We start from the raw sequence: 18,659 nt of genomic DNA, 5'->3' as shown, positions 1-18,659 counted from the left end.
TAGTTGGCGGGCGTAAAAGTCTAAGCAATTGTCTTTTTACCGAGCAGGCCATTAAGTCGTCTTAGCAGTTTGCGTTTTAGACGTTTATACATGGCATCATCACTCCTTGACAAGACTGTAACAGAAAAACTTTGACCTGTCAAGTTTAAGAGCTTTACTCTCTGTCAAATGCTATGGCGTCGGGGATGTCCTTGAACGGAGCGTTGTTGTCGATATGGTCATAGAACATAATACCGTTCAGATGATCCAATTCATGTTGGAAAGCAATTGCGGGCAATCCTTTCAAGCGTTTCTTGATTACGTTACCTTCCTTATCAAAAGCTTTCACTGTAATTCTTGCATACCGAGGAACGTACCCAGGAACTTCGCGATCTACTGATAAACAGCCTTCGCCAGTCTCTATATAGGTCTTTTCAACGGAATGGCTAATGATCTTAGGATTAATCGCTATAAAGTTTTCCAATAGAATCTCGCCGTCGGGAATATGCAGAGCGAAAATTCTTTTGGATACATTCACTTGTGGTGCGGCTAAACCGATACCAGAACGTAAGCCGTATTTTTCACCTAGCTCGTCATTTTGGCTATTGACTACATATTCCAACAGCTCATCGCATAATTGACGGTCTTCATTACTTAAAGGAAAGCGCACCTCTTTGGCTTTTAAACGCAACGTCGGGTGGCCTTCTCGGATAATATCTTTCATTAAAATCATTTCTACTCTTCCTCTCGGATATATTAGGTTTAGTATAATCTACGATAAGCGGATAACAAATGCGCTTAATGGGTATATAATCGTAAAAACCATTTTCCTCTTATACAGTATAAACGAATGAGAAAAATGGTGAAAGAAAAAAGTATATAAAGCGTCTGGAGGGTTATTAATGAAGAAAGTAATTTGTTTATTGTTCGTACTCCTTCTACTGATTGGTTGTTCCAAAGAGTCTGAAGTAACTCAACAACTTACAGATTTCCTTGTTGCTATGAATGAAAAAGAAAAACAAGGGAACAACTTTGGGAGGAAGTTATTTGAGAAAGAGCAGAAAGAACAAATATTGTTCATTGAGACGATTGAATTGACTCAACAGCAATACCAGGAAGTGAAACAGCGAGTGGTTGCGATGAAAAAGTCAGCGCGTGAACGGGCTCTTTTGATAGAAAAAGAGGAAAGTGCTTTACGCGAATCGAAGAAAGCGATAGATCGGATGTCTGAATGGATGGAGCAGGTGGATTTAACTGATCATGTAGGTGAAGTGGTTGAAGCGCTTTATGAACGGTCTGAAGTACATGAAAACTTCATATTGCAGTATAAGAAGCTTATAGACAGTCAGACACAATTGTATACACAGATTGAAGATCAGTCCATCCGTGAACATGAACTGCAAAATCACGTCAGTGAAGTAAATGATTTAATCTCTTCTAGTCAACAGTTACTTACAGAATTCAATGAAGCGACTAGAGAAGTAAACAGATTAGCAACTCGCGCTGTGAAAAGTTTAGAAAAGCAATAAAAAGGAAATGTAAAATAGAGAGTATGACCTGTAATTTGAAATGGCTATGTGAATCCTCATTGGTCACTTTGACGAATATAGATTACCTGGTATTTGTCAATAAAAAACACCTCTGTACCAACACAGAAGTGATATTGTGTTAGTACAGTATATTTTTAGAAAAATGTGAAAAACAATCGAAAGTGTTTAATTACAATGATTGACCAAGCGCTCAGTTTTGCGTATACTAGTAATTATAAGAAGTTGTATCAACTTTATTTGAAAACGATATAATACAGATATGAAGGAGAGATCAAGATATGGTAGCTAAAAAAGGTAATCAGTATGATCCAGTGAAAGCGCTTCAACTGATTGAAAGCCAATTTGATATGGTGCAAATATTGAATGAAGAAGGAAAAATCGTAGATAAGGACTTGGACCCGAAGCTTCCGGACGAAGAATTAGTGGAATTGATGAACCGCATGGTTTACACACGTATTCTTGACCAACGATCCATTTCTTTAAATAGACAAGGACGACTTGGGTTTTATGCTCCGACGGCAGGACAAGAAGCTTCCCAGTTAGCTTCTCAATATGTGTTAGAAAAAGAGGATTTCATTCTCCCAGGATACCGTGACGTTCCTCAGTTATTATTCCATGGTTGGCCGTTGCACATGGCATTTCTATGGTCGAGAGGGCATTATGCAGGCAGTGTTATTCCTGATGGACTCAATATTTTCCCGCCACAAATCATTATTGGTGCACAGTATGTCCAAGCAGCTGGTGTAGGTTTAGGCTTTAAGAAAAAAGGACAAAAATCAGTTGTCATTACGTACACAGGCGATGGCGGAACATCTCAAGGGGATTTCTACGAAGGATTGAACTTTGCGGGAGCTTTTAAAGTACCAGCAATCTTCGTCATTCAGAATAACCAATATGCAATCTCCACACATCGTGATGTACAGACCGCGGCGAAAACACTGGCTCAAAAAGGTGTTGCTGCAGGCGTTCCAAGTGTACTAGTAGATGGAATGGATCCTTTAGCAGTATATGTTGCAACACGTGATGCAAGAGAACGTGCAGTTAATGGAGATGGACCAACACTCATTGAAACAATGTGTTACCGTTATGGGCCTCATACGATGGCTGGTGATGATCCAACACGCTACCGTACATCCGATATTGACGATGAATGGGAAAAACGCGACCCAATCGTTCGTTTCAGAACCTATTTGGAAGCGAAAGGTATTTGGTCTAAAGAGCAAGAAGAAAAAGTAATTGAACGTGCGAAAGAAGAAATTAAAGAAGCAATCAAAAAAGCAGATGGACAGCCTAAACAAAAAGCAACAGACTTCATGAAGATTATGTATAAAGGCGATGTGCCGTTTAACTTACAAGAACAATTGGATGCGTATGCTGGAAAGGAGTCGAAATAACCCATGGCAGAATTAACAATGATTCAAGCGATTACAGATGCGCTTCGTACGGAGCTGAAATCAGATGAAAACGTATTGCTGTTCGGTGAAGACGTAGGCGCGAACGGAGGTGTCTTCCGTGCAACGGAAGGCCTCCATAAAGAATTCGGCGAAGAGCGTGTTTTTGATACGCCGCTAGCTGAATCTGGTATTGGTGGATTAGCAATCGGATTAGCACTTACTGGTTTCCGTCCTATTATGGAAATTCAATTCTTTGGTTTTCTGTTTGAAGTAATGGATTCCGTGAGTGGACAAATTGCAAGAATGAACTTTAGAACAGGTGGACATTTCAATGCACCGATCACAATCCGTGCACCATTTGGTGGAGGAGTAGCAACTCCTGAAATGCACGCGGACAGCTTGGAAGGTCTTGTAGCATCACAACCTGGTTTAACAGTAGTTATTCCGTCGACTCCGTACGATGCAAAAGGATTACTTATCTCTGCAATCAAGAGCGATGATCCCGTGATTTTCTTGGAGCATATGAAACTATATCGTTCATTTAGACAAGAAGTTCCTGAGGAAGAATATTCTATCCCTTTAGGAAAAGCTGATGTGAAGCGTGAAGGTAAAGATTTGACGATTGTCACATACGGTGCAATGGTGCAGGAAAGCCTAAAAGCTGCTGAAGCACTTGAAAAAGAAAATTACTCAGTAGAAGTAATCGATTTACGTACGATTCAGCCTCTTGATATAGAAACGATTATTCAATCAGTCGAAAAAACAAACCGTGCAATCGTAGTACAAGAAGCACAGCGACAAGCAGGAATTGCTGCTAACGTAGTAGCTGAAATTACTGAACGAGCTATTTTGAGCCTTGAAGCTCCCGTACTACGTGTGACAGCACCTGATACGGTATATCCATTTGCAGCAGGCGAAAATACTTGGTTGCCTAATGCGAAAGACATTGCAGCGAAAGCGAAAGAAGTACTAACATTCTAAATACTTATTGGACAAACCAGGAAGGGTGAATTACGTGACTTATGAATTTCGATTACCAGATATAGGTGAAGGTATACACGAAGGGGAAATCGTCAAGTGGTTCGTAAAACCAGGCGATGAAATCCAGGAAGATGATACATTACTAGAAGTGCAAAACGATAAATCCGTAGTAGAAATTCCGTCACCTGTATCAGGTACTGTAGAAGAGATTTATGTTACTGAAGGTACTGTAGCGGTTGTTGGAGATAAATTAGTGCGTTTTGACGCACCGGATCATGGTATTCCAGATCATGAAGATGATGAAGAAAGCGCGGACTCTTCTAACGAAGAAGTGAGTGCAGAAAAATCTCATGAACAAGTAGGGGAAGCGCTTGGAAGCGTAGATTCCAAGAAACCTGAAGAGGCATCTGAAGTACAACCAGCGGCAGAATTGCAAAAAGAACAAACTATCAAGCCGTCTCATGGTAAGGTTGATGAAAATCGCCGAGTCATCGCGATGCCGTCTGTTCGTAAATATGCACGTGAACAAGATGTAACGATAGCACAAGTTGCGGGTAGCGGGAAAAATGGCCGTGTATTAAAAGAAGACATAGATTCATTTAAAGCGGGAGATCAACAACAACCTGTTGAAGAAACGACTGAATCACAGCAAACGACGGAAACATCTTCAAATTCAGAGAAACAAGCTCCTATCTTTGAAGGTGAATTCCCAGAGACTCGTGAGAAATTGTCACCTATGCGAAAAGCAATCTCTAAAGCGATGTCGAATTCTAAACACACCGCTGCACATGTTACGTTGCTAGATGAAGTGGATGTGACTGCACTAGTTGCGCATCGCAAAGAATTCAAAGCAATTGCAGCAGAGAAAGATGTTAAGTTAACGTATCTTCCGTATGTAGTAAAGGCGCTCGTAGCAACATTGCGTGAGTTCCCTCAACTGAATACATCCTTGGACGATGCGACAGAAGAATTAATTCAAAAACATTATTATAATATTGGAATTGCAGCAGATACAGATCGCGGTCTAATGGTACCGGTCGTTAAAAATGCTGATCGTAAGTCCATGTTTGCTATTTCAAATGAAGTGAATGAGCTCGCTGGAAAAGCGCGCGACGGGAAACTTCAAGCAGCAGAAATGAAGGGTGCATCTTGTACGATTACGAATATTGGTTCTGCAGGTGGACAATGGTTTACACCGATTATTAACCACCCTGAAGTAGCTATTTTAGGTATCGGAAGAATTTCTGAAAAACCTGTCGTGAAAAATGGTGAAATTGTAGCAGCACCTATGTTAGCATTGTCTTTAGTATTTGATCACAGAGTGATTGATGGCGTAACGGGACAATTAGCGTTAAACTATCTTAAGGAATTAATAAGTAATCCATCACTTTTATTAATGGAGGCGTAAATCACATGGTAGTAGGAGATTTTCCAATCGAAGTTGACACACTGGTAGTAGGTTCAGGCCCAGGAGGATATGTAGCAGCAATACGCGCAGCTCAACTTGGTCAAAAAGTTACAATCGTTGAAAAAGATACAATCGGCGGTGTTTGTTTAAACGTTGGCTGTATTCCTTCTAAAGCGATGATTTCTGTTGGACATCGTTTTGTAGAAGCTCAGAATGCTGATGCTATGGGAATCACTGCGAAATCTGTCGAACTAGACTTTTCTAAAGCTATGAAGTTTAAAGAAAGCGTTGTTTCCAAGTTAACTGGCGGCGTATCGGGTTTACTTAAAGGAAATAAAGTAGAAACAGTTGCAGGTGAAGCATATTTCGTGGACGCGAACACTGTACGCGTGATGACAGATAATTCTGCTCAAACGTATAAATTCAACAACGTTATTATCGCTACGGGTTCACGCCCAGTTGAAATCCCTTCATTCAAATTTACTGATCGCGTCATCAATTCTACCGGCGCTTTAAATTTGAAAGAATTACCGAAAAAGCTTGTCGTTGTTGGCGGTGGCTATATCGGTACAGAGCTCGGTTCAGCTTATGCTAACCTAGGATCTGAAGTAACCATTCTTGAAGGTGCGGATGATATCCTTGCTGGTTTCGAAAAACAAATGACACAAATCGTTAAAAAAGGCCTAAAGAAAAAAGGCGTTGAAGTAGTTGTCAAAGCATCTGCTAAAGGCGTTGAAGAAACAAAAGACGGCGTCGTAGTCACATACGAAGCTAAAGGTGAAGAAGTGAAAATCGAAGCGGACTACGTTCTAGTAACAGTGGGCCGTCGTCCAAATACGGATGAAATCGGTTTGGAAGGTCTAGGCTTGAACATGACTGACCGTGGTTTAATCGAAGTGGACAAGCAGTGCCGTACGAATGTCCCGAATGTATATGCAATCGGTGATATCGTAGCGGGTCCTCAGCTTGCGCACAAAGCTTCTTATGAGGCGAAAATTGCAGCAGAAGCTATTTCTGGAGAAAAATCTGAAGTAGATTATATGGCTATTCCTGCTGTATGCTTCACAGATCCGGAACTTGCAACTGTAGGCTTAAACGAAAAACAAGCAAAAGATGAAGGGTATGACGTAGTAAGCGGTAAATTCCCGTTTGCAGCAAATGGCCGTGCTCTTTCATTGGATGCTACAGAAGGTTTCGTGAAGCTTGTTGGTCGCAAAGAAGATGGTTTATTATTAGGAGCTCAAATTGTTGGGGAAAATGCTTCTGACATGATTGCAGAACTTGGACTAGCGATTGAAGCAGGTATGACTCTTGAAGATATATCTATGACAATCCATGCTCACCCTACACTAGGCGAGATTTCTATGGAAGCGGCAGAAGTTGCTCTTGGTAAGCCAATTCACATGATGACGAAATAAAACAGCTAGAATTGAACAGCCCATGGGAGTGTTTTTCTCATGGGCTTTTTCACATTTGTTAAAAATGGGGGGATTTTCATGTGGAAAACTAGAGTGACGGAAATTTTTGGAATTGAATATCCGATTGTGCAAGGTGGGCTTGCGTATCTAGCTTATTCAGACCTCGCCGCTGCTGTTTCGGAAGCAGGGGGACTCGGTCAAATCACTGCAATGAGTCTACCTTCACCAGAAGCATTAAAAGAAGAAATCCGCAAAGTTCGCCAAAAGACTGATAAACCTTTCAGTGTAAATTTTGCGATTGGTAATCATGGTAGAACGTATGAAGCAATGGTGGAAGCGGCATTGGAAGAGAAAATCGATATTATATCGGTTACCGGGGGAAATCCTGCGCCGCTTTTTGATATGTTAACAGGCACTGATGTGAAAAAGATGGTATTGGTGGCTGCAAGAAGACAAGCGCAAAAAGCTGAAGAGATTGGTGCGGATGCTGTCATAGCAGTTGGACAAGAAGGTGGAGGACATTTAGGTCGTGATGATATTGGCACGATGGTTTTAATTCCAAGAATTGTAGATTCCGTCAGTATACCGGTCATTGGATCGGGTGGTATTGGTGATGGACGGGGCTGGATGGCAGCCCAAGCACTCGGAGCAGAAGGAATCGAAATGGGTACTCGTTTCATAGCGACAAAAGAATGTGTCGATGCATCACCTGCTTATCTTGCAACCCTTTTGGCGAGCAGTGAACAAGATACAACGATTATCAAACGAACAATCGGTGCACCCGCACGTGCTTTATCGAATGACTGGACTGAGAAAATTTTGAAGTTGGAAGCGGAAGATGCTGGTTACGAAGGGCTGAAAACATTTATTAGTGGAGATGCAAATCGTAAGTTCATCCATGATGGTATACAAGACCAAGGCTTTGGTTGGGGCGGTCAAGTAGCGGGTATGATTGAAGATGTCCCAAGCGTCGCCGAATTGTTTGAACGAATGAAAAATGAAGCAAGTACTATACGAGAAAAATGGAGTGTCAGATAAGGAGAGAAGTAGATGGTAGGTTATCAATATCCGCTACGTGCGGATTGGTCAACAGAAGAAATCGTGAAGGTGATCGACTTTTTCACAAAAGTAGAGCAAGCCTATGAATCGAATATTGAACGAGACGAATTCATGAGATACTATCGAGCTTTCAAAAGTGTAGTACCATCCATGGCTGAAGAAAAAACGCTATGCAAGGAATTCGAGGAAAGCAGTGACTATGTGGCGTTTCGTGTAGTGAAAGCGGCAAAAGAAAGCAAACCTGGCGAATTGCTAAAGGTGAAAAAATAAACAAAGAAAAAGACACCTATCTCAAAAAGGTGTCTTTTATTATGATTTTACATGTAAATACACTAATTTCTTCTGAATGCTAAATTAATTGATCGAGAATGAGAGTATTCGGAGAGAACAAGTATATGCAAATTGACAATTTTTATTTCACTCAAAAGAATGAATAACTACATCATAAACAGGCAATAACTTCGTGAACGTATCTTCTGCGTACTCATAAAATTGCTTTTCGCTCATTTTAGATGCTTCATCTTTTGAAAGATGACGACCAACTAAAAACTCTGCTTTTTTCACAGTTTGCAGACGATCCAGCAACTTTTCGAGTCCTTCTGTCCCTACTTCACTAATGCGCTCGGCTTCAGGCTTCATGTGATCCCCGGAAACAACAAAATCTTTTGGTAACGAAGTCATAACTTCCATTTCTTTTTCTAAACGTTCAGCGATCCCTTTTTTATCGGGATTTTCATAAATAATTGCCAGTACGATGAATAAATGAGTGCCCCATAAGCCAATCTGAAAGTGAGGTAACGCTTTATAACCTCGCTTAGCAGGAGCGAATGCCACCCAGCTATCTCGTGGCGGATTTACAGTTCGTCTTGCGTGTTTTGCGACATGTGGAAAAAACTCACCCGTACCGTGTGCGGAAAGGCGGTGTGCAAAATGATTTCCTAATTCTATGAACTTCGGTTGTATCTTTTCCTGCAAAGCTTTCATGCGATGATCCAAGCCATCAACGGTAAAAACATTAAAATCATTTGATGACCAATAAGACTGAATCAAGAAAATCTCCTCCAGTTTGTAGTGACTACGTTTATCTTATCAGTAAACGGGGAATAATTTAAAATAACAAGGCTTCTAACCACTAAAAGTCGGAATTTTTGCATATCTTACTATTAAGACGGTTAGAGTCAAATATTAACTAAAAGGGGTGCTACTTATGAAACAGGTCGTTCATTTTATCCGAAAAGAAGATGTTGAGAGAGAATATGTGAGAACTTTACAATTGGAATTGGATTATGAATTAGCTACTCTATACGACGCACTGCAAGACCAAGACACAGTTCAAGTTGATAAAAGCAAACTACGATTGACAGAAATTCACAATGAATTGGAGACACTTAATGTTTTCTCGATGTAAGTACGTCTTAGTTAAAGACATCCCCATTTACTTCAGAAATTGAAGGAAATGTGACGGGGTGTCTTTTTACTTAATATCCTATACCTGTTATCTCTTTTGTTCCGTTGTCCCTGTGTTATACTAGCGATAGTCGGAATGGGAAGAGGTGGCAGAATGAATCTTAATGCGATAGATCGATATGCGAAATCGTTAATCAAAGAGGCTGGCCACAAAATACGAGTGTCTTTTTTTAGTACAATTGACATCGATTCAAAGGCAGATGCTAATGATTTAGTTACCAATATCGATAGAGAAGTTGAAAGCTTTTTTGTTGAACGGGTAAGACAAGACTTTCCAGAGCATAAGATGGTTTCAGAAGAGGGATTTGGAGATAAGATTTCTTCGCTTGACGGAGTAATTTGGTTCCTAGATCCAATTGATGGAACAATGAATTTTATCCATCAGAGAAGAAACTTTGCGATTTCATTGGGGATTTATGTAGACGGCGTGGGGATGCTGGGCTACATATATGATGTAATGCGAGATGAGTTATACCATGCAGCGAAAGGTGAAGGTGCTTATTTCAACGATGAGCGTCTGCCGCAGCTGGAGGTCACACCACTTGAAGAAGCGATCATCGGCATTAATGCTAGCTGGGTTGCGCCAAATCATCGAGTGGAAAACGAAAAAATTATTGAACTCGTCACACGTTGCCGTGGAACACGATCTTATGGTTCAGCAGCAATTGAGCTAGCCTATGTATCGTCTGGAAGAATTGACGCGTATATTTCTATGCGACTGGCACCTTGGGATATAGCTGGGGGAATTGTCATTGCGCAAGAAGTTGGAGCTATAGCAACGAATTTAGAAGGTGTGAGACCACATCTACTTGGATCTGACACATTTATTGTCACACGTCCAGGGCTGCATGAGGAAATTTTATCAAAATATATCCGACTAAAATAAAAAAAGGGGCTGTTTGTTAAACCAAAATGGTTTAATGTACAGTCCCTTTGAGCTATTTATAGCGTGCCTTCTCTACGCATACGTGCTTTTGTTTTGAATCCATTACCCATTATTAATACTAGAGCGATTATCGCGAGAACGACAACTAATATGCTGCGCATACCTACTCCGATGCCAATAGCGGACATGGAAAGTACGGCGCCGAGTGAATAAATTACGAAAATCCACTTAATGTCTTTCAAAAAAATCCCTCCATATAAATTAAAATATTATTTAATTGGACTATCTTGTGCTATAATAACACAGTTGAACATCTGAAATAAAGATAAACGGAGTGAAAAAATGACAAACGAACGTACTGATCTTAGAAATATTGCAATTATTGCCCACGTAGACCATGGTAAAACGACATTGGTCGACCAATTACTTAAACAATCCGGTATTTTCCGGTCGAATGAGCACGTAGATGACCGCGCAATGGACTCAAACGAACTAGAGCGTGAACGAGGAATTACGATTCTAGCTAAAAACACAGCTATTGAATATAATGACACAAAAATCAACATCTTGGATACACCAGGACACGCTGACTTTGGTGGCGAAGTGGAAAGAATCTTGCGTATGGTTGACGGCGTAATTTTAGTTGTTGACGCATTCGAAGGGTGTATGCCACAAACTCGATTCGTATTGAAAAAGGCTTTGGAAACAAACTTGAAGCCAATTGTTGTAGTAAATAAAATTGACCGTGATTTCGCAAGACCAGAAGAAGTAGTAGACGAAGTACTTGAATTGTTCATCGAGCTTGATGCAAACGACGAGCAATTGGAATTCCCAGTTGTTTTTGCTTCAGGATTCAATGGTACAGCAAGTCTATCTCCTGATCCTGAAACACAAGAAGACACATTACGTGTTCTTTATGAATCAATTCTTGAAAACATTCCATCACCAATTGACAACCGTGACGAGCCACTTCAGTTCCAAGTATCACTACTTGATTATAATGATTACGTTGGTCGTATCGGAATCGGACGTATTTTCCGTGGAACAATGAAAGTTGGAGAACAAGTCGCAGTTCTTAAGCGTGACGGCTCTGTAAAGACTTTACGCGTAACAAAACTATACGGTTTCTTAGGCTTGAAGAGAGTCGAAGTTGAAGAAGCGTACGCGGGTGACCTCGTAGCGGTTTCAGGAATGGGAGACATTGATGTTGGCGAGACAGTTTGTCCAACTGATCATCAAGAAGCACTTCCAGCACTTCATATCGATGAGCCAACGCTACAAATGCGTTTCTTAGTAAATAACAGTCCATTCGCTGGTCGCGAAGGGAAATGGGTTACTTCACGAAAGATTCAAGAGCGTTTAGACCAACAGCTTGAGACAGACGTTTCATTGCGTGTAGACCAAACAGATTCTCCAGACGAATGGATTGTATCTGGACGGGGAGAGCTTCACTTGTCTATTCTTATCGAGAATATGCGTCGTGAAGGTTTCGAACTTCAAGTATCCAAGCCACAAGTAATCATCCGCGAAATCGATGGTAAGCGTAGCGAGCCATTCGAACGCGTTCAAATTGACGTGCCAGAAGAACATACTGGTTCAATTATCGAATCTATCGGTGAACGTAAAGGCGAAATGTTGGACATGATTAATAACGGTAACGGCCAAGTACGCTTGATCTTCTTGGTACCTGCACGTGGATTGATCGGTTATACAACAGACTTCCTTACTTTAACTCGTGGATACGGTATCTTAAACCATACATTCGACAGCTATAAGCCAGTCACTACAGGTAAAATCGGTGGCAGACGTCACGGAGTACTTGTGTCTATGGAGAACGGTACAGTAACTGGTTATGGTGTTATGCAGCTAGAAGATCGTGGAACTATGTTTGTAGAGTCAGGTGTAGAAATTTATGCTGGTCAGGTAGTAGGGGAAAGTAACCGTGATAGCGACTTGACGATTAACTTGACGAAAATCAAGCACGCTACTAACGTTCGTTCAGCTTCTAAAGACCAAACTGTTACAACGAAAAAGCCACGTATTATGTCGCTTGAAGAAGCATTGCAATACATTGGTGATGACGAGTACTGTGAAGTTACACCAGAATCTATTCGTATACGTAAAAAGGTTCTAGATAAGAGTGAACGTGAACGTGTAAATAAAAAGAAGAAACTTGGCGAATAATAAAGGTAGAAGGGAATGTATGGAATGAGAGTTGAAGATTCAGAAATGGTCTACAATCGGTTGTCGGGAACCGCACGTATAATTTATGAGTACGCGCCAAATTTCACGACAGCCGGCTATATTCTGTTTGCGCTCGTTTTCATCATGTCTGCTATTGTGTATAAGCTCGGATTTGCGAGGAAGATCAGTTTTGGTCGAAATGTTATCATTTATACGTTCTTATTTATTGGCTGTATAATACTAACATTCTTAGCTTTCTTCCTTCCAATCGTAGAAGGACTGTTTGTGGCTGCTGCCATTCTCATTATCTATCGTGTTCGACGAATGAATGAACATAAAAAAGACTCCGTTACTCAGTAACGGAGTCTTTTTATTCATTAAAAATCTTTTTCGGTAGGATCGGAGCTGCGGTAGAAAACAAAATTACCAGTTGCAATTCGTTTCTCTGTCAAGCTGCCGATCCGCTCCCGACAAGTGGGACACATATACGTATGAATGGGTCGGTTTCGTAATTTTTTGGCAAGTGGATTGTCGTCCTCTAATTGATCGTTTTGGTCACATATGACACATTTAACGCGCATTGGAATTTCTCCTTCAATCCACTTGGATAGCCTGAACATAACGAATCGGTGAATCTTGATTCGAACCATCTTTAAACAGTACATGTACGGGACCGTCTTCTCGAAGAGGCTTACCGTTATGGCTGAATTTGAAAATAATGTTGGCTGCTTCCTCCAGTGGATATGTGTATTTTTCATCATTTGTAATGAGTGTAAAAGTTGTTGCGTTTGCTGATGGAACCGCATTGTGTATAAATGGTTTCAATACAATACCGAAGCTGCTTGACAACATTTTATCTTTTTCATATCTTTTTTCGCTTTTTAAAGTGGGTGGATAAGTTGCACCTTCCATAATTTCTCTGGACCAGTGTTTACCCATTCTTTCTTTATACTCTTCCATTTCATCTTTTTCGACAAAATCCTCCGAGAAAAATTCATCTAGGTCGATACGGCGATCATCAAATATCCAAACAGTAGGATCTAAAGTAATTACATGTTTCACATTCCCGGTAATCGGTATAATAAGTTCCAAAATATATCCTCCTCAATCCATAGTCACTAGTTTAAGTATACCTTTTCATAGAAGAAGTGAAAAGGATTTCATTTTAGTTCATTTTTTTCATTGGGTAACACTTGCATTTTGTAAGAGCAAAAGATACAATTTAGACATTAACAACTTGCGGGAATAATGAATAATGGGGGCGTCTCCATGGATATAGAAGTTCAAGATACGTACAAAGAACAGGCCATGAAACAACTGCAAATCGATGCAGAGAAAATTGCAAAGCTGATTAAAGTTCAAATGGATAATTTAACGATGCCGCAATGTCCACTATATGAGGAAGTGCTTGATACGCAAATGTACGGATTATCCCGTGAGATTGATTTTGCTGTTAAGCTAGGTCTAGTTGAACATGACAAAGGCCGTGAAATAATCTCTGTTTTGGAAAAAGAGTTAAATGTTTTACACGAACTGTATACAAAAAAATAAATGGAAGACTCAAACTACTCCAACAGTTTGAGTTTTTTATTTAGGACGAAGAGGTACTATGAAAATGAAGACTTATATGAATCGAATTTTACGCAATTTTGACTATCCTTTATTTATTGTGTATTTACTGCTCTGTTTATTTGGGTTAATTATGATTTACAGTGCAAGCATGGTATGGGCCGTGAATATTTATAACTTTGAACCTTCCCATTTCTTTAAGAAACAAGTAACAAACCTAGCCATTGCGATCCCGGCGTTTCTGTTGGTGTCCATTATTCCTTATAGACATTATAGAAATAAAAAGTTCTTGTCTGGCACGTTAATCGTCATGTTTACTTTATTGGTCCTTGTAAAGTTCATCGGATTTGGTGATGCTGTAGGAGCGAAAAGCTGGCTTTCATTACCATTTGGAATAGGGAATTTACAACCAACTGAAGTAGCGAAAATTGCTTTTATCGTATATTTTTCAGGTGTTTTTGCCAATAAATATTATGCAGGGACATTGGATGAAATAAAAACCACTATCTTCCCAACATTTTCCGTTTTAACAGCCTCTCTTTTATTAGTTCTGTTGGAACCGGACTTTGGAGCAACTATGATTTTATTCCTTGTTGCTATATCGGTAATCATGGCCAGCGGAATGAAAGTGAAGAATTATCTGATCATCAGTCGTTTCTTTGCTTTGCTTGGCGTATTGATCGGGATTGTACTCTGGATTAAGTGGGATACGGTCATGACTGTATCGCGTATGGGTCGCTTTCTAGCCTTTACTGATCCCTTTGAATACATACAAGGTTCAGGTCTGCAAATCGTCAACGGATACATTGCTATCGGTGCTGGAGGGCTCAAAGGTGTGGGCTTAGGAAACAGTATTCAGAAACTTGGCTATTTACCTGAGCCACATACAGATGTTATCATGGCAGTAATCTCTGAAGAAACTGGATTACTCGGAACGACGCTTGTTCTTGGAGGTCTCTTTTTCATCGTGATGAGAGCGTTTACTGTTGCTTTGCGTACAAAAGATGCACATGCAAGAATGCTCGCAGCTGGTGTAGGTAGCTTGATAGCTATTCAAACACTGGTAAACTTAGGTGGATTGACAGGTTTGATTCCGTTAACAGGAGTTACATTGCCGTTTATCAGTTATGGCGGTACTTCTGTTGTGTTCTTGTCGATTGCGCTTGGTATATTGATGAACGTTTCGATGTTTGTGAAGTATGAGAGAACAGAGTAGAGGGGATTGATTTGTTGGTGGAGAGAAGAGAGATTAAGAAAGTACTAGTCGCAAACCGCGGCGAAATTGCAATTCGTGTTTTTCGAGCGTGCACAGAATTAGGTATCGCGACAGTTGGTATATATTCAGCTGAAGATCGTGCCTCACTACATCGCTACAAATCCGATCAGTCGTTTATTGTGGGTGAAGGTAAGAAGCCTATCGATGCATACTTGGATATCGAAGGGATTATCGACATCGCGAAAAAAGCGAATGTCGATGCAATTCATCCAGGTTACGGATTTTTAGCAGAGAATTCTCAGTTCGCAGCACGTCTGGAAGAAGAGGGGATTATCTTTATTGGACCGACATCAAGCCATTTAGAAATGTTCGGCGATAAGGTAAAGGCTAGAGAACAAGCAATATTAGCTGACATCCCCGTAATACCAGGTAGTGATGGACCTGTTACTTCTGTAGAAGAGGTTGCCGCATTTGGTGAACAGCATAGCTATCCGATCATTATTAAAGCTTCGTTAGGTGGCGGAGGACGTGGTATGCGAATCGTCGAATCACCGGAAGAAGTGCAAGAGGCTTATAACCGGGCGAAATCCGAAGCGAAATCTGCATTTGGCTCTGATGAAGTTTATGTCGAAAAATACATTACCAATCCAAAACACATAGAAGTACAAATACTTGGTGATACATATGGAGAGATAGTCCATTTGTACGAACGTGATTGTTCTATTCAGCGTCGCCATCAAAAGGTAGTAGAGATTGCACCTTCCATTTCTTTGACAGAAGAACTACGCCATGAGATTTGTAATGCGGCTGTTAAACTATCAAAAAATGTATCCTATATCAATGCGGGAACAGTAGAGTTTTTAGTAGCTGACGATTCCTTCTATTTCATCGAAGTCAATCCACGTATTCAAGTGGAACACACAATCACTGAAATGATTACAGGAATTGATATTGTACAATCACAAGTACTCATCGCAGCAGGAGAAGAACTTCATTCTGACAAGGTGAATATACCAGAACAACAAGATATCCCATTATTTGGTTACGCTATTCAATCACGTGTGACAACAGAAGATCCGTTGAATGATTTTATGCCAGATACAGGAAAAGTAATGGTCTATCGTTCGAGTGGTGGGTTTGGGGTTCGCTTGGATACAGGCAATGCATATCAAGGGTCCGTTATTAGTCCTTACTATGATTCATTACTAGTGAAAGTTTCGACTTGGGGCCCGACCTTTGGGGATGCTGCAAGCAAAATGCACAGAAATTTGAAGGAATTCAGAATCCGTGGAATTAAAACGAATATACCTTTCCTTGAAAATGTCGTATGCCATGAAAATTTTTTATCTGGCAATTACAACACGAGCTTTATTGATAAAACTCCAGAGTTATTCGCGTTTGCCAAGAAACAAGATAGAGGAACGAAAGCTTTATCGTATCTTGGAAACGTTACCATTAATGGATTCCCTGGTATTGATGACCCGACACGTCCTGTTCTGCATCCGGTACGCATTCCGAAAATCGATTATAACGCGCCAATCCAAAAAGGGACAAAGCAGATTTTGGATGAGCAAGGTGCAGATGCGTTAGTCGAGTGGGTTTTAAAGCAAGACGATGTATTGCTGACAGACACTACTTTCCGTGATGCGCATCAGTCTTTACTGGCTACACGCATGAGAACGAAAGAGTTAACGCAGATTGCAACTGAAAGTGCGCATCTATTACCTGATCTCTTCTCATTCGAGATGTGGGGAGGCGCGACATTCGATGTAGCGTACCGGTTCTTGAAAGAAAGCCCATGGGATCGACTCGAGAAATTACGCAAGCAAGTACCTAATGTGTTGTTCCAGATGCTCTTCAGAGGAGCGAATGCAGTTGGCTATACAAACTACCCTGATAACGTCATCCGTGAGTTTATAAAAGAATCAGCTGCGTCAGGTATAGATGTATTCCGTATTTTCGACAGCTTGAATTGGATCAAAGGTATGGAAGTTGCAATTGATGAAACGCGTTCAACTGGAAAGATTGCAGAAGCGACGATCTGTTACACTGGAGACATTCTGGATGACAATCGTGCAAAATATACAGTCAACTACTACAAAGAGATGGCCAAAGAACTTGAATCGGTCGGTGCTCACATATTGGCGATTAAAGATATGGCAGGATTGCTTAAGCCTGAAGCTGCTTATCGGTTAGTATCAGAATTGAAAGCGTCAACAAGTCTGCCAATTCATTTGCATACGCACGATACGAGCGGTAATGGTATTTATATGTACGCCAAAGCGATTGAAGCTGGAGTGGACATTGTCGATACAGCAATTGGTTCCATGGCGGGTATGACATCACAGCCATCTGCCAATTCACTTGCTTATGCGATGCAAAACAATGAACGTCATGTACGTGCAAATACAGAATCATTAGAAAAACTTTCGCATTACTGGGAAGATGTGCGGAAATATTACAAGCCGTTTGAAAGTGGTATGAACAGTCCTCATTCAGAAATTTATGTACATGAGATGCCGGGTGGCCAATATTCGAATTTGCAACAGCAGTCTAAGGCTGTTGGGCTTGGAGAGCGTTGGGAAGAGGTAAAGAAAATGTACTCCCGCGTGAACTTCCTCTTTGGAGATATTGTCAAAGTGACACCGTCTTCGAAAGTAGTGGGGGATATGGCGTTGTTCATGGTACAAAATGAATTGGACGAGCATACGGTTATTGAAAAAGGACAAACTATCGATTTCCCAGAATCTGTTATAGAGTTTTTCGAAGGTTCAATCGGTCAGCCATATGGCGGTTTCCCGAAAGAGCTACAGGAAGTAATATTAAAAGGTCGCAAAGCGATTACAGTACGCCCGGGTGAGTTATTGGCGCCAGTTAACTTCCAGGATGTACTGAAGAAGCTGACGGAAAAAATGGAGAAGCCTGCTACTATGCATGATGCGCTCGCTTACGTTCTGTATCCGAAAGTCTTCGAAGAATATATTGAAACGAGAAAACAGTTTGATGATGTTTCTGTCATTAATACACCAGAATTCTTGTATGGCTTACGCTTAGGTGAAGAAATTGAGATTGAGATTGAGTTTGGTAAAACACTTATCGTCAAATTGGTGTCGATCGGTGAACCCAATCCCGACGGAACACGCACGTTGTATTTCGAGTTAAACGGACAATCACGTGAGATCATCATCCAAGATTTCCAAGTGGAAACAAAAGACGATACTAAGCAAAAAGCCGATCCTTCAAATGAGACGCATATTGCGGCTACTATGCCAGGAACTGTTCTACAAGTAGCAGTCTCAATTGGCGCTAAAGTGAAACGCGGTGAACACTTGTTGATTACAGAGGCTATGAAAATGGAAACTACGATTCAAGCTCCTTTTGCAGGAGTTGTGAAGGCAATATATGCAGGCCCAGGGGATTCTATCTCATCAGGAGACTTGTTAATTGAATTAGAACATTAAAAAACAGCTATCACATGTCGTTCAGACAGTGATAGCTGTTTTTCTACATCTGTATACAAAAAGCGCGTAACAGCCTTGAAAAAGCCG

The 18,659-nt window shown here is 40.7% G+C and carries 19 protein-coding genes; 14 read left to right on the top strand and 5 right to left on the bottom strand.

The genetic code is table 11. The features are described 5' to 3' along the window. Nucleotides 1-154 precede the first annotated feature (154 nt). Nucleotides 155-712 carry a peptide deformylase gene (def, locus tag CSV72_RS08200; protein ID WP_099677938.1) on the bottom strand — a complete coding sequence of 186 codons (558 nt, stop codon included), beginning with the start codon at nt 710-712 and terminating at the stop codon, nt 155-157. 169 nt (nt 713-881) lie between these two features. On the opposite strand from def, the gene CSV72_RS08195 reads away from it, so the two are divergent. From CSV72_RS08195 to CSV72_RS08165, 7 genes are all read left to right on the top strand, one after another. Then, entirely contained in the window at nt 882-1,508 is a 627-nt protein-coding gene (locus tag CSV72_RS08195; RefSeq protein ID WP_099677937.1) for a YkyA family protein, read from the top strand. A gap of 299 nt (nt 1,509-1,807) precedes the next feature. Beyond that, the gene (pdhA, locus tag CSV72_RS08190; protein ID WP_099633055.1) at nt 1,808-2,923 is read left to right on the top strand and encodes a pyruvate dehydrogenase (acetyl-transferring) E1 component subunit alpha; all 1,116 of its coding nucleotides are present in this window, start codon (nt 1,808-1,810) and stop codon (nt 2,921-2,923) included. 3 nt (nt 2,924-2,926) lie between these two features. Beyond that, on the top strand, nt 2,927-3,904 hold the full coding sequence (locus CSV72_RS08185) for an alpha-ketoacid dehydrogenase subunit beta (protein ID WP_099633056.1): 978 nt from the start codon (nt 2,927-2,929) through the stop codon (nt 3,902-3,904). 34 nt (nt 3,905-3,938) lie between these two features. After that, the gene (locus CSV72_RS08180) at nt 3,939-5,312 is read left to right on the top strand and encodes a dihydrolipoamide acetyltransferase family protein (RefSeq protein WP_099677936.1); all 1,374 of its coding nucleotides are present in this window, start codon (nt 3,939-3,941) and stop codon (nt 5,310-5,312) included. Between the two features lie 5 nt (nt 5,313-5,317). Then, nucleotides 5,318-6,730: a dihydrolipoyl dehydrogenase gene (lpdA, locus tag CSV72_RS08175; RefSeq protein ID WP_099677935.1), complete on the top strand. Its 1,413-nt coding sequence runs from the start codon at nt 5,318-5,320 to the stop codon at nt 6,728-6,730. A 78-nt stretch (nt 6,731-6,808) separates the two neighbouring features. Next, nucleotides 6,809-7,768 carry an NAD(P)H-dependent flavin oxidoreductase gene (locus CSV72_RS08170; RefSeq protein ID WP_099677965.1) on the top strand — a complete coding sequence of 320 codons (960 nt, stop codon included), beginning with the start codon at nt 6,809-6,811 and terminating at the stop codon, nt 7,766-7,768. A gap of 12 nt (nt 7,769-7,780) precedes the next feature. After that, nucleotides 7,781-8,059, top strand: coding sequence for a UPF0223 family protein (locus CSV72_RS08165; RefSeq protein ID WP_099677934.1), 279 nt, complete (start codon nt 7,781-7,783; stop codon nt 8,057-8,059). Nucleotides 8,060-8,206: 147 nt separating this feature from the next. Here the strand turns inward: CSV72_RS08165 and CSV72_RS08160 are convergent, their stop codons facing one another. Then, nucleotides 8,207-8,836, bottom strand: coding sequence for a YktB family protein (locus CSV72_RS08160; protein WP_099677964.1), 630 nt, complete (start codon nt 8,834-8,836; stop codon nt 8,207-8,209). Nucleotides 8,837-8,996: 160 nt separating this feature from the next. Between CSV72_RS08160 and CSV72_RS08155 the strand changes: the two genes are divergently transcribed. Together CSV72_RS08155 and CSV72_RS08150 are read left to right on the top strand one after the other, a co-directional pair. After that, nucleotides 8,997-9,197 (top strand): hypothetical protein, encoded by a 201-nt coding sequence (locus tag CSV72_RS08155; RefSeq protein ID WP_085133121.1) that lies wholly within the window; start codon nt 8,997-8,999, stop codon nt 9,195-9,197. Between the two features lie 153 nt (nt 9,198-9,350). Then, nucleotides 9,351-10,142, top strand: a complete 792-nt coding sequence (locus CSV72_RS08150; protein ID WP_099633059.1) for an inositol monophosphatase family protein — start codon at nt 9,351-9,353, stop codon at nt 10,140-10,142. Between the two features lie 56 nt (nt 10,143-10,198). Here CSV72_RS08150 and CSV72_RS08145 read toward each other — a convergent pair whose 3' ends face one another. Continuing rightward, nucleotides 10,199-10,384 carry a YlaF family protein gene (locus tag CSV72_RS08145; RefSeq protein ID WP_099633060.1) on the bottom strand — a complete coding sequence of 62 codons (186 nt, stop codon included), beginning with the start codon at nt 10,382-10,384 and terminating at the stop codon, nt 10,199-10,201. A gap of 100 nt (nt 10,385-10,484) precedes the next feature. Here CSV72_RS08145 and typA point away from each other — a divergent pair, with 100 nt between their 5' ends. Beyond that, a complete protein-coding gene (gene typA / locus CSV72_RS08140; protein WP_099677933.1) occupies nt 10,485-12,326 on the top strand; it encodes a translational GTPase TypA in 1,842 nt (613 codons plus the stop codon). A 15-nt stretch (nt 12,327-12,341) separates the two neighbouring features. Then, nucleotides 12,342-12,686 carry a YlaH-like family protein gene (locus CSV72_RS08135; RefSeq protein WP_099626318.1) on the top strand — a complete coding sequence of 115 codons (345 nt, stop codon included), beginning with the start codon at nt 12,342-12,344 and terminating at the stop codon, nt 12,684-12,686. A 17-nt stretch (nt 12,687-12,703) separates the two neighbouring features. On the opposite strand, the gene CSV72_RS08130 is transcribed toward CSV72_RS08135, so the two are convergent. After that, a complete protein-coding gene (locus tag CSV72_RS08130; RefSeq protein WP_099661502.1) occupies nt 12,704-12,907 on the bottom strand; it encodes a YlaI family protein in 204 nt (67 codons plus the stop codon). Between the two features lie 13 nt (nt 12,908-12,920). Continuing rightward, entirely contained in the window at nt 12,921-13,418 is a 498-nt protein-coding gene (locus CSV72_RS08125; RefSeq protein WP_099661503.1) for a hypothetical protein, read from the bottom strand. Nucleotides 13,419-13,595: 177 nt separating this feature from the next. On the opposite strand from CSV72_RS08125, the gene CSV72_RS08120 reads away from it, so the two are divergent. The 3 genes from CSV72_RS08120 to CSV72_RS08110 all read left to right on the top strand — a co-directional run bounded on the left by CSV72_RS08120 (nt 13,596) and on the right by CSV72_RS08110 (nt 18,572). Next, a complete protein-coding gene (locus CSV72_RS08120; RefSeq protein ID WP_099661504.1) occupies nt 13,596-13,877 on the top strand; it encodes an Fpa/YlaN family protein in 282 nt (93 codons plus the stop codon). A gap of 64 nt (nt 13,878-13,941) precedes the next feature. After that, nucleotides 13,942-15,111, top strand: coding sequence for an FtsW/RodA/SpoVE family cell cycle protein (locus CSV72_RS08115; RefSeq protein ID WP_099677932.1), 1,170 nt, complete (start codon nt 13,942-13,944; stop codon nt 15,109-15,111). 14 nt (nt 15,112-15,125) lie between these two features. Continuing rightward, on the top strand, nt 15,126-18,572 hold the full coding sequence (locus CSV72_RS08110; RefSeq protein ID WP_099677931.1) for a pyruvate carboxylase: 3,447 nt from the start codon (nt 15,126-15,128) through the stop codon (nt 18,570-18,572). Nucleotides 18,573-18,659 lie beyond the last annotated feature (87 nt).

The sequence above is a fragment of the Sporosarcina sp. P20a genome, from assembly GCF_002743175.1.
Classification (GTDB): domain Bacteria; phylum Bacillota; class Bacilli; order Bacillales_A; family Planococcaceae; genus Sporosarcina.
The sequence above is the reverse complement of the archived record's forward strand: the minus strand, read 5'-3'. Positions and strand labels throughout refer to the sequence as shown.